This window comes from Kitasatospora sp. NPDC043949 (assembly GCF_056435365.1).
The window spans coordinates 82,216-95,152 of the sequence record NZ_JBWKEQ010000017.1; the positions used below are offsets into that span (position 1 = coordinate 82,216).

5 protein-coding genes are annotated in these 12,937 nt (G+C 74.2%); 2 read left to right on the plus strand and 3 right to left on the minus strand.

What is annotated here, in order from left to right; all coding sequences use genetic code 11:
* Positions 1-134: 134 nt before the first annotated feature.
* Positions 135-7,700, plus strand: a complete 7,566-nt coding sequence (locus AC07AL_RS16500; RefSeq protein ID WP_363630508.1) for a LamG-like jellyroll fold domain-containing protein — start codon at positions 135-137, stop codon at positions 7,698-7,700.
* A 254-nt stretch (positions 7,701-7,954) separates the two neighbouring features.
* On the opposite strand, the gene AC07AL_RS16505 is transcribed toward AC07AL_RS16500, so the two are convergent.
* Positions 7,955-8,626: a DUF3592 domain-containing protein gene (locus AC07AL_RS16505; RefSeq protein WP_363586465.1), complete on the minus strand. Its 672-nt coding sequence runs from the start codon at positions 8,624-8,626 to the stop codon at positions 7,955-7,957.
* Positions 8,627-8,695: 69 nt separating this feature from the next.
* Positions 8,696-9,703, minus strand: coding sequence for a LysR family transcriptional regulator (locus AC07AL_RS16510; protein WP_363630510.1), 1,008 nt, complete (start codon positions 9,701-9,703; stop codon positions 8,696-8,698).
* A 471-nt stretch (positions 9,704-10,174) separates the two neighbouring features.
* Here AC07AL_RS16510 and AC07AL_RS16515 point away from each other — a divergent pair, with 471 nt between their 5' ends.
* Positions 10,175-10,753, plus strand: coding sequence for a DUF5994 family protein (locus AC07AL_RS16515; protein WP_363630512.1), 579 nt, complete (start codon positions 10,175-10,177; stop codon positions 10,751-10,753).
* 30 nt (positions 10,754-10,783) lie between these two features.
* On the opposite strand, the gene AC07AL_RS16520 is transcribed toward AC07AL_RS16515, so the two are convergent.
* A complete protein-coding gene (locus AC07AL_RS16520; RefSeq protein WP_363630552.1) occupies positions 10,784-12,631 on the minus strand; it encodes an APC family permease in 1,848 nt (615 codons plus the stop codon).
* Positions 12,632-12,937 lie beyond the last annotated feature (306 nt).

The following is a 12,937-nucleotide window of genomic DNA, read 5'->3' on the forward strand; positions in this document are numbered from 1 at the left end:
TGATCGGATTCCAGCCGCGCACTGGCGGAAAGCCACCTTGCCCACCCGTCACGTCGAGTGAGAGCGTCGACACGTTAAGTGTTGATCACCGGCCGTCGCGTTCCCGGCGGCCAACGGCTTGTGAGGTGGCGGGTTTGACGGAGGTTCAGCATCTGGCGCGGGTCTACAGCGACCGCTCCTATGTGCACACCACGACCGTGCGGCACCAGGGCAGCACGGTCGCCTTCGCGATGGACGACCAGCGACGGATCGTCTACACGGTCCTCGACCTGTCGCAGCACGACGAGGCGCGCGGGGAGGCGGATGCGGCGTACTGGTCGGAGAACCCGCTGCCGCTGCCGTTCCCGGCGGAGCTGGCCCGGGTCGGCTACGCGGTGGCCGGTGCGGTGCGGATGCCCGTGGTCAAGCGCGGCGGGCGGGTCGAGGCGGATCCGGCGGAGCGGCTCGGCGACGACGAACTGGACCCGTTCCTGTCCAGCACGGCCAGGCTCGGTGCGGCCGCGCCCTTCCACGTGGTCTCCGACGGCACCCACCTGTACGTGCTGCGCCAGTCGATCCGGGCCGACGACGCGGACGCGGTCTTCCGGCTCGCCGACGGCACCGGCTCCTCGGCCGACCCGACCCGCACCGACTACCTCGCCGGCGGCGGTGCGGGCCGGACGCCGGTGGTCGACGCCACGCTGCTCTGCGACCGGTTCCTGCTGGTCGGCGGCGAGTTGAAGCCGGTGCTGGAGGTCCGCTACCGCCGCAGCCGGCACAAGGGCCGCCCGGACTCCGCGAAGGACAGCCTCGGCACCCGGGACATGGAGGGCCGGGCGTTCATCGAGCCGACCCAGGAGCTCAACTTCGTCCGCAACCTCTCCCGCGGCCGGTTCACCGCCCTGCTGGTGCCCACCGCCGTGCACGGCAGGGAGCGCTGGCAGATCTTCGCGCACAACGACGCCACCGCCCGGATCGACGGCTTCAGCGTCGAGCGCAGCCGCGACGGGCTGTTCAACACCCAGGGCTCGCAGGCCTGGACCAGCCCCGACGAGCGCTACCGCGAGGCCGTCTACGAACCCGCCCCCGGCACCTGCCCGTTCACCGGCCGGCCGCTGGTACCGGCGGTGAGCGAGAGCGGCCACGCCGAGACGGCGCTGCGCTTCGACGGCGTCGACGACGTGGCCGAGCTGCCCGCCAACGCCCTCCAACTCGCCGACGCGGACTTCACCGTGGAGTTCTGGGCCCGGCGCACCGCGACCGGCGGCCAGGAGGACTTCCTGATCGGGCACGGCGCGGCCGCCGGCGCCCGGCTGCGCAGCCTGCACATCGGCTTCCGTTCGGACGACACCTTCGCCTTCGCCTTCTACGCCGACGACCTGAACGTCGGCCGGCGCACCAGCGACACCGACTGGCACCACTGGGCCTGCGTCTTCGTCCGCGCCACCCGCGAGCAGATCGTCTACCGCGACGGCGTCGAACTCGGCCGCCGCACCACCGACATGCCCTACGCCGGTCTCGGCCCGCTGACCCTGGGCCGCGCCCTCGGCTCGTTCGGCCGCGCCGAACTGGACGAGGTCCGGATCTGGAACCGCCCCCGCAGCGGCGACGAGCTGGCCGCCGACCGCGGCCGCCGCCTGATCGGCAACGAGCCCGGCCTGGCCGTCTACTACCGCTTCGACGAGGGCGCCGGCGACACGCTGTACGACCAGACGGACAACGCCCGCAACGCGGCTCTGCGCGGCGGGCCGGCCTGGATCACCTCCGAGGCCCCGATCGGCGACAACCCCGGGGTGCGCCGCGACAGCTTCGCCTTTACCGGGCGCACGGTGGTCTCCGGCCTCTCCGCCGTCCTGCACCACCAGCAGGAGGCCTCCCCGGCCGGGTACGACGGCGCGGCCAAGCCCGTCAAGCGCCAGGCCCGGGTGCTGCTCGCCTGCGCCACCGGCGGGCCCGACCCGGTGACCGGCAAGGCCACCGACGACGCCTACCTCGCCACCCTCGACCTGGGCGTCGGCGGGGACGGCCGGCTGGCCGAGATCCCGGACCGGGTGGCCCTGCCGGTGCTCGCCGCCCCCGACTCCAGCGGCGCCGTGGACGCCGTCGGTGACCTGGACGCCCAGGTGGCCAAGCTCGTCCGGGACGTGGCCAACTCCGAGGCGGAGATCGCCCGCCTCCAGCAGGAGACCGCCGAGGTCCCGGAGTTGGAGCGCCGGCGCGCCGAACTGCGGGCAGGCCAGGACGACGACGTCACCCTCTGGCGCTACCGGCTGCGGTTCAGGCTGCCCAAGGACGGCCGGGACCAGTACCTCGCGGTGGAGAACGACCGCAAGGACGCGACGGCCCCGCTGGTGCGCACCGCCAACCGGACGGCCGCCTCCACACTGTGGACCTTCGAATCCACCGGCACCAACCTCAACGGCGTCCCCTGCTACTTCCTGCGCAACGTCGACTCCGGTCTGGACATGAACCTCTCCGGCGGGAAGACCGACAACGACACCCCGCTGATCCAGTACCGCCGGGAGGCCGACAACGACGCCACCCACTTCGCGCTGGACAGCTGGAACGGCCGAGGCCTGGTGGTCCGCCGCAGCGGCAAGCTGGTCTGCGCCCGGGACAGCCAGGGCGACCGCATCGTGCAGTACGACTACGGGACGGTCAACGCCTCCGGCGAGGGCGTCATCGTGCTGGAGAAGGACGGCGCCTCCGGCAGGCCGGGCGCGAGTGCCGCCCAGCGGAACCAGCAGATCCTGGACATCGACAATCGGCTGCTGACACTGGGCGGAAAGCAGGACGCGCTCGCCCGCCACCGCCGCGACCTGCCGGCCCGGCAGGCCCTGCTGGCAGCCAAGCGCGAGGAGCTGGGCCGGCTCACCGGCGGCGTGCGCGGCTCCGACGACATCGCCCTGCCGATGTCCCAGCTCTCCGTCGACCGCACCGGCCTCAGCAGCTCCGGCGCGCTGCTCGCCTTCGCCCGGGGCAGTGACCGGCCGTTCCTGCTGGACAGCGCCACCGGCAGCCTGGTGCTCTACTTCCGGGGCGCCAACGGCCAGTTCTTCGCCGGCTACTACGACACGCAGGTGCTGCGCTCCTCCCGGCGGCTGACGGCCGGCGGCAAGGCGCTCGCCTTCACCGCCCGCGATGCCGCCACCGACCTGGCCGCGGCGGAGATCACCGTCGAGGTCGGCGACAACCCGGCCCAGGTCAAGCTGACCATCCGCCGGGACGGGCAGAGCGAGCAGTGGTCCCACCTGCCCCGCCGGGCCGAGGACTTCGCCGCCGTGGTCAACGGCGCGGCCGAACAGCCGGTGCCGATCGGCACCGTGCTGCGGATCGACGGCGGCGTGGTGGAGTTCACCGAGGGCACCCTCGCCCGGCTCGCCGGCCCCGGCTTCGTCACCGTCGGCGGCCACGGCTTCCGCTTCGAGGGCGACCACCCCGCCGGCAGCAAGTCGCTGAAGCTGGGCGCGGGCGCGGACCCGACGGTGCTGAAGCCGGGCATGGGCGTGCAGCGGGTGCGCTACGACCAGCGCTGGGCCACCGCCTCCGCGCCCGGTGTGGCGCTCTCGTCCGGCTCCCGGCTGGTCACCGTCGACCCCGGCGGCCTCGCCGAGATCCCGGTCGGCACCGCCGGCGACCTGCTGCGCGGCCACGGCGGACGCTGGCGCGCCGACATGCCCGGCCGCGCCTACGCCTTCGACGGGCAGGGGCGCTTCCTGGCCCTGCCCGCCGAGCAGCTGCCGCGGGCCGCCACCCCCGGTGACCTCACCCTGGAGGCCTGGGTGAACCCCGAGCGGGTCGAGGGCCCGGTGCGGCTGGTGCACGCCAACGCGGGCGACACCCCGTACGGCCTGGGGCTGCTCGGCGGCCCCGCCGCCTCGGCGCTGGCCTACGACGGGGTGAGCGCCGCCGCGGTGGTGCCCGGCGCGTTCGGCTTCGGCGACGGCGACTTCACCGTCGAGTTCTGGGCCCGCCGCACCGCCGTCGACGAGCGCGACCACTTCGTCCTCGGGCACGGCGGCGACCAGGGCCGCAACAACGAGAGCCTGCACATCGGCTTCCGGTCGAACGGCAAGTTCACCTTCGCCTTCTTCGGCGACGACCTGGACACCACCCAGCGGTTCGGCGACACCCAGTGGCACCACTGGGCCTGCGTCTTCGAACGCGGCACCAGCCAGCAGGTGGTCTACCGGGACGGCCAGGAGATCGCCCGCCGCACCGCGAGCGCCCCCTACCGGGGCCAGGGCAGGCTCTCCCTGGCGCAGGTGCCCTTCCAGGCCACCAAGTTCGCCTCCCTACAGATCGACGAAGTCCGGCTCTGGTCCAGCGCGCGCGGCGGCGACGACGTGCGCGCCGCGATGAAGCGCCGGCTCACCGGCGGCGAGACCGGGCTGCTCGGCTACTGGCTCTACTCCGCCCCGGCGGCCGGTGCGCAGCCCGTGCTGGCCGACCGTTCCGGCAACCAGCGGCACGCCGAACTGCGCGGCAAGCCGGGCCCGGTGCCCGCGCCGTCGCCGATCGAGGGCGGCCGCTACTGGGCCGTCGCCACCGTCGGCGATCGCCGGGTGGTCAGCCGGGAGACCTTCCCGCTGAGCGAGTGGAGCCACTTCGCCGCCGCCTACCAGCAGTCCTGGGCCGTCCGGTTGGACGGCGAGGCCTACCTGGAGGTCGCCGACGACGACGCCCTCGACATCGCCGACGACCTGACGCTGGAGGTCTTCGCCCGCCTCGACCGGCTCGGCGAGACCCAGGGCCTGCTCTCGAAGGGCCGCACCGCCGACGGCGCGGGCGGCAGCGTGCCGTACCGCCTGGCGGTGCTGCCCGACGGCAGGCTGGAGTTCGCCTTCGAGGAGCCCGAGGGCCGGGCCGTGCGGTACACCTCCACCGAGGGCGTCAAGGCCGGGGCGTTCCACCGGATCGCGGTGGTCCGCAAGAGCGGGCGCTCGATGCAGGAGCAGAAGGGCACCCGCCAGATCACCGCGGCCGGGGCCGACGGCAAGCCGGTGACCCAGAGCGTCGAGCTGGTCGAGTCGGTGGCGGTCCGCGAGTGGCAGGACATCCGCTTCCACCTGGACGGCCGGGAGATCGGCACGGCCCGCTACGAGGGCCCCGGCCCGCGCGGCAACGACGCGCCGCTGGAGCTGGGCCGGGCCCGCGACGGCTCCGTCGTGCAGCGGCTGACCGGCGTGCTCGCCGAGGTCCGGATCTGGGGCGCCGCCCGCGACGCCGCCCGGCTCGGCACCGCCGTCACCGCCCGCGACCGGGGCCTGATCGCGCACTGGCGGTTCGAGGAGAACGCCGGCGGCACGGCGGCCGACGCCACCGGCTCGCACCCCGCCCGGCTGCGCGGCGCCCGCTGGGTCCGCAACCCCGACCCGCGCGGCAGCGTCTTCCGGCTCTACCGCAACGGCGTCGCCGTGGCCTGCGACCCGGCGGGCACCCCCGGCGCCCCCGACAGCGCGGCCCTCGCCGACGCCGGCGACGCCCAGCTGACCCTGGGCGCGGTGATCAGGGGCGGCAAGGCCGCGGAGTCGTTGAACGGCGTGCTGGAGGAGGTGCGGATCTGGCGCACCGCCCGCACCCACGAGCAGTTGCTCGACAACCTCTTCACCCGGCTCAAGGGCGAGAAGGAGGACCTGGTCGCCTACTGGCCGTTCGACCGCGACTCCACCGAGCCGGACGTCGCCCAGGTCCGCGACGACGGCCTGCGCGGCAACCACCTGCGCCTGGGCGCCGAGGCCACCCGCCCGCGCACCGTCCTGTCCAGCGCGCCGGTCTCCACCGACACCGCGCAGGTCCGCTCGGCGCTGGCCGGCATGCGCACCCCGTTCCACGAGACCGTCTCCGCCGCCCCGGCCGTGGCCGAGTACGCCGACATGCAGTACGGCGTCCGCGGCGAGGCGTTCGGCGTCCTCAAGCGCGCCTACAGCTACCTGCGGGACGGGCGCTGGCACCTGGTCACCGGCTACAAGGTCGGCGAGCTGGTGAGCGAATGGGTCAGCCAGATCCAGTTCGACCCGCAGCTCGTCGGCTACGTGGAGGGCGCCCCGCCGGTCCCCTCGGAGAACCTCACCGCCGGGCTCACCGACCCCGGCAGCGACACCTTCGAGGGCGCCTCCTCCGTCCAACTCACCGAGGCCGAGCAGGTGGTGCGCTCGCTGTCCTCCGCCAAGGAGCGCAGCGTCGACGCCGCCTTCGGGTTCGCCCTGTCCAACGAGGTGGACGTCGACGTCTGGATGATCACCGCCCCGCTCGGCTTCGGCATCGCCAAGGCCATCGCCAAGGGCGGCGTCTCCGCCGGCGTGCGCGGCAACCTGGAGTTCTCCAACAGCTGGGCGGAGGAGACCTCCGTCTCCCAGGGCGAGAACACCGCCCGCACCACCAAGGTCTCCCTCACCGGCCACTGGGAGGACCCGGGCCGCCTGCTCAACCCCGCCACCGGCCGCCGCTACGTCCCGGCCAACACCGGCTTCGCCGTCGTGCAGTCCCAGACCGCCGACGTCTTCGCCCTGCGCCTGGCCCACAGCGGGGCCCTGGTCGCCTACCGCATCCAGCCCAACCCCGACATCCCCAAGGACTGGAACGTCATCCCGTTCCCGATCAACCCCCGCTACACCAAGCAGGGCACCCTCGACGGCACCGTCGGCTTCGACGAGCGCGGAAAGGTCGCCGACCCCGACTACCGGGGCACCCGCGAGCGCGGCGAGTACAGCTACTTCAAGCCCCGCGAGGCGTACGCGCTCAAGCGCCGCATCCAGCGCGACCAGCAGCGCCTGCACAGCTACTACGACACCGTCTCCACCGAGACCCACGCCCCCGACCCCACCGCCCAACGGGCCGGCCGGGTACTCGGCGGCGCGATCGGCACCGACGCCTCGCCGGCCCGCGAGCGGGGGACCACCGACAGCGCCACCGGCCAGGGCTTCTCCCGCCGGGACCTGGTCAACACCTACGTCTGGACCGCCGCCGGAGGGTTCTTCGCCGAGACCACCGAGACCACCGACGTGGTCAGCGAGACGACCTCGGGCTCGTACTCGCTGTCCGGATCGGTCGGCACCTCGGTCGGCACCTCCTTCCAGATCGCCGGCATCGGCATCGGCGCCCAGCTGGACGCCTCCGTCGGCGGCGGGATGACCGCCACCCGCGCCCGGGGTAAGGAGGCCACCCGCTCCTTCGGACTGAACGTGGAGGTCAACCCCGCCACCAACCTCCAGCGCTACGACCAGGACCGCAAGCCCGTCTTCGACCAGGACGGCCAACCCGTCAAGGTGCCCGGCAAGGTGGACGCCTACCGCTTCCTCAGCTTCTACCTCGGCGAGGACAGCGAGCACTTCGAGACCTTCTTCCACAAGGTCGTCGACCCCACCTGGCTCGCGAACGGCAACGACCCCAACGCGGCGGCGCTGCGCCAGGCCCGCCAGTCGGACCGCAAGCCCCCGTGCTGGCGGGTGCTGCACCGGGTCACCTTCGTCAGCCGGGTGCTGCCCGCCGTCCCGCCGGCCGGGGCGCCGCCGCTGGAGAAGGCCATGCGCCAGCTCGACGTGGAGAGCAACTACGAGCTCATCCGCCGCCTCGACCCGTACGTGAAGGGCGCCGCCACCGGCCTGCCCGAACTCGCCGAGGCCACCCGCTCCGCGCTCGCCGCCCAACTGCCGGAGTTGCTCCCGCACGCGGCGGACGTGACCGGCTTCCTCGCGCAGTACTACGGCGTGGACGCCTGAGCACCCAGGTCCGCTCTGTCGGATCACGTCGCGCGCCCGGCGTGATCCGAAAGAGCGGGCCCACCACCGAGGGCTGACCTCACGGCTCAAGGCCTCGCCGACGGCGAGGCCTTGAGCCGTGTTCAGGTCCCGTGCCCGCTCGCGCGCGGCCGTTGGAGCAGCAGGTCGGCCTGGAGCCTGCTGGTCACGCCGAGTTCGGTGTTGATCCGGAGACGATTGGTTGACAACCGCACCCGCAGGAGCCCGGCGCGGCGTCAGTAGTTCGCGGACTCCTCCAGGACCCACCAGGCCCACAGGCTGAACGGGGTGCCGATCCCGCCCACGACGACCGCGATCCACAGCGGCCAGTAGCCGCCGTCGGTGACGGGATCCCGCTGCGGGTGGACGGGATCGATCCGCACGTCGACCCGGTGCCCGTCGGGCCACTGCACGTCCGTGCCCTCGGCGGCGCGGTACTCGTGCCCGTCCGCCGTCCAGAGGAAGGTGCACTCGGTACTGGTGTCACCGCTGTTGTGGCAGCCGGTGACGGTGGCGGACACCCGCAGCGTGGCGTGCAGGTCGCGGTCGTGCTCGTGGAACCAGCCGCTGAGGGAGAAGGCGAAGCAGCCGGCGAAGGTGCAGAGCATCAGGGCGAGCATGGCGCCGTGGAACAGGGCGGCGACGGAGCCGGAGCGCGGGCTCTCGCCCAGGGCCGGCCGCACCGGTGAGGCCAGCGCCGCGAGTGCCGCCGCACCGGCCGCGCCGATCCAGCCGGTGTACCAGGGCGTGGATCCCCACGGCGTGCAGGCCGTCGTCACCGCGCCGACCAGCGTGGTGGCCCAGGCCGCCCGTTGGAGCAGACGCGTGGCGGCGCGCGCCCGGCGGCGCAGCCCGCCGGAGGGGGCAGGAGGAGGGGCGGGGGGTCGCTCGTCCGCGATGGTGGTCACCCGGCCACGCTGGCAGAGGGCCGGGCCGGGCACCAGCAAGCGGCGCTCACCCCCGGCGTTCAGCAGCGCTTACGGTGTCGCGACGGGCGGGTCGGCGGGTGTGTTCGGCTCGCTGGGGTCGACCAGGTGGCCGTTCACGCGCGGCTCACTCTCGGTCAGGCCCTGGGCCGCCAGCCGCTCGCTCGCCGCCAGCAGCGCGCTCTGCAGCGCCTCGGCCGCCGCCCGCACCGCCGGCGGCGCCCCCCACGGTCCGGTGCGGCGCAGCAGGCGCACCAGGTAGGTGCCCGGTACCGGCAGCGTGGTGACGGTGCCGGCGCCCGGGCCGATCAGGGCGGCGGCGTTCGCGGGCAGGATCGCCGCGCCCAGACGGGCGGCGAGCATGGTGTAGACGGCGAAGCGGTAGCGGGCGGTGTGCTCGACCAGGGGCACGATGTCGTGCCGGGCTGCCAGGCGTCGGAAGGCCAGCTGCCGGGGTGAGCCGGCCGGGGCGGCGATCCAGGGGCGGCCGGACAACTGGGCGGGGTCGGTGAGCGGGGGCCAGTCGGAGGGGACGACCAGGCGGTAGGCGTCCTCGAACATGACGCTCGCCTCGACGCCGGGCGGCAGCGGGGTGGGTTCCTGCCGGTCGTCCTCGATGACCAGGACGTCCAGTTCGCCCAGGCGCAGGGCGCGCAGGCCCTCCTGCCGTCCGGTCTCCACCAGGCGGGGGGCCAGGTCGGGGTGGGTGCGGGCGAGCAGGTGGACGGCGGTGGTGGCGAAGAACGTGATGGCGGGCGGCGGCACACCGATGGCGACCGGGCCGGCGGCGGCGGCGCCGAGTGCGCGCAGGTCGCGGGCGGCGTCCTGGAGCGCCTGGCCGATCCGGTCGCCGTAGCCCGCCAACAGGCGGCCGGCGGCGGTCAGTTCGGCCCGTCCACCGGTGCGGTCCACCAGGGGGACGCCGACCTCGCGTTCCAGCCGGCCCAGTTGCTGGGACACCGCGGAGGGGGTGTGGCCCAGCGCGCGCGAGGCGCCCGCCACGCTGCCGGCGTCGGCGATCTGGCGCAGGATCAGCAGCCTCTTCGGGTCGAGTTCCACCACTGTGCCGCCCTTTCGCCGCGCCCGGGGTCGAGGACGCCCATCCTGGCAGAGGCCGGACGCGGCGGCGGCGGCCGGGCGGCGGGCCTGCCGGTCGGTTTGAGGGCGAAGCCGTTCGCCGGGCACCTCTCCTCGCCCTTCCCGAAGGGCAGGCAGGCGCGCCGCTGCCCGTCGGCCGGCCGCTCCCGGCGCGAGGGGCGGGACTCCAGCGGGTCGTCCCACACGCCGCGTGCGCAAACAGTCACCGGCGTGCAGCCGGAACCATCCGATCGAAGCCGGGTGCTGGCTCGCGGCCGACGAATCGTCGGGAAAGCGCTGCTGCGGCCGCCATGCGAGGTCCGGGCCTGGCGGAGAGTAGCCTGGACATCACCGAAGGCACCTCGCATGCCGGGCAAGACAACTGGCGTCGTCTCCGGCGAACGACGATGCCGGATCCGGCCCGAGGCCGGGTCCGGGGACAGGTCTTCGATCATGACCACGACCCTCGATCGCGCGATGGCGCCCACCGCCCCGGTACCCGCAGCACGGCTCTCCCGGGTGCCCGAGGGCACCCGGCCCGGTCGGCTGGACGGCGCCTGGTGGCCCCGCTCGCGTGACCTTCTCCTCGAACTCCCTTCCCTCGCCGCAGCGTTGGACGGTCCGTGGGGGCGGGTCACCCGGGCCACCGTGAACCCCGCGCAGTGGCCGACCGTCCCGCACCGGGCCCCGGTCGCCGGGCACACCGTCCACGTGGGCTGGTTCACCGTCGAGCAGGACGAGCACCTGATCGTGGTCTGCTCGTACGCCCCGCTGCGGCTGAACCTGCTGGTCGTACCGCCGGAGACGGACGCCGTCACCGCCGAGCGGCTGATGGCCCGGGCGGCCGACCCCGCCGACAGCCGGACCGCGAGCGAACTGCTCGCCTCGGAGCCGGCCCGCGGCGCGGCCGGACCGGAACCCGGTACCGACGTCCTGCCCTCGGCGGTCGTGCCCGCCACCGGCGCGGGCGAGGCCGGCCGGCGGGCGGACGTCGCCCGAAGCCGCGCCGCCTCCTGGCCCGCCGGCGCGTAGCGGTCCGGGTGCGGACACGCTGGACAGTCCTCAGACGTGGAACGGGACGGTGGTGACGACGATCTTCGGCAGTGGGCGGAGCGCCCTGCGCAGGCGGGGGGCGAGTCGGTTGTGCAGGAGGCGGTGGCGCCGGTGCCGTACGACGATCTCCGGGAGGACGACGGTCAGGGTGAGGTCCGGGCGCTGGTCGTGCAGGGCCTCGATGTAGTTGACCAGGGGCGCGACGATCGTGCGGTAGGGGGAGAGGAGGATCTTCAGGGGCAGGTGGTCGCCCCACAGGTTCCAGTACGCGCGGAAGCGCTGGGCCTCCTCCTCGCTGGCGCTGATGTGCAGGGCGAGGACGGGCTGGCGGAGCGAGGCGGCGTAGGCGAGGGCGCGCATGCCGGCCAGGTCCAGTGCGGCGATCGGCACGATCAGCAGCGGGTGGATCTCCTCGGGAGTCTCCTCGCTCTCCGCCTCGCGCTCACACTCCGCTTCCGCCTCTGCGGAGGGCGCGGGCGCGCCGTCCCGTGGGCGCGGGCGGGTGAGGGCGCGGCCGGGGACCTCGACGGCGTGCGGGTGCAGGGCGAGCGCCGCGGCGACCTGCTCGTAGTGGTGCCGGATCCTGGTGGCCACCAGGATGAACAGGCCCACCACGAGCGCGGCGAACCAGGCGCCCGAGGTGAACTTGGTGATCGCGGCGGTGACGAGCACGGTCGCCGAGAGCAGCGCGCCGACGGCGTTGAAGATCAGGCTCTTGCGCCAGTGGCGGTCGCGCAGGCGCCACCAGTGCACGACCATGCCGGTCTGCGACAGCGTGAAGGCGAGGAAGACGCCGACCGCGTACAGCGGGATCAGCGGCGCCGTCATGCCGTCGAACGCCGCGTAGATCGCGGCCGCGGCGACCGAGAGCACGACGATGCCGTTGCTGAAGGCCAGCCGGTCGCCCAGCCGTAGGAAGATCCGCGGCGCCTGGTTGTCGCGTGCCAGGAGGTAGAGGACGCGGGGGAAGTCGTTGTAGGCGGTGTTGGCCGCCAGGAGCAGGATCGCGGCCGTGGCGGCCTGGGTGAAGACGTAGCCGAAGCCCGGGCCGAAGGCGCGGTGGGCGAGCTGCGACAGCACCGTCTCCTGGGCGTCGGGGACGACGCCGTCGAGGTGGACCAGCGCGACCGTGCCGGCGAAGAGCACGATCAGCAGGCCGACCATCCAGGTCAGGGTGGTACGGGCGTTGCGCCACTCGGTGGGCTGGAAGGCCGGGACGGCGTTGGAGATCGCCTCGATGCCGGTCATCGCCGTCGAGCCGGAGGCGAAGGCGCGCAGGACCAGGAGCACGCCGACCCCCTCGGTCGCGGTCGACTGCGGAGCCGCGGTGGGCTGGAAGCCGTGGCCGGCCGCGTCGTACAGGCCGAAGGCGATGAGGGCGAGGACGGCGAGGACGAAGGCGTAGGTCGGTGCGGCGAACAGGGCGCCCGCCTGCCGTACGCCGCGCAGGTTCCCGGCGAGCAGCACGCCGATCACGGCGAGGCCGATCGGCACGGCGTCGCCCCGCAGCGAGGGGATCGCCGAGGTGACGGCCTCCATGCCGGAGGCGATCGAGACCGCGACCGTGAGGATGTAGTCGGTCATCAGACCGGCGGCCGCCGCCAGCCCGGGGAGGCGGCCGAGGTTCGCGGTGGCGACGATGTACGAGCCGCCGCCGTGCGGGTAGGCGCGGATCGTCTGACGGTAGGACACCCCGACCGCCAGCATCAGGAACGCGATCGTCGCGGCGATGGGCACCGAGTAGCGCAGACCGGCGGTGCCGGCCAGGACCAGGACGGCCAGCATCGCCTCGGGCCCGTAGGCGACGGACGAGAGCGCGTCGGCGGAGAGCACCGGCAGCGCCACCAGCTTGCGCATCCGCTCGTGCGCGATCGCGGTACTGCGCAGCGGGGCCCCGAGCAGCACGTGCCTGACCCCGGCGCCCGCCCGGCCGAGTCGGGAGGTCCGGGTGTCCTCGCCGCCCGCCTCGACGGGCGACGGCTGCCCGCCGACCGTGGCCACCCGCACGAAGCGGCCGAAGCGCACCGGCCGGATCTCGGAGGAGGCCGGAAAGCGGCCGAGCTCCGGGTCCACCGGCAGTGCCCGGCGCCACGCCTGCGGATCCCCGGCCGCCCGGCCCCATTCCCGGCCCACCCGGCGCAGGACCCCGACCTGCTCCCGGTC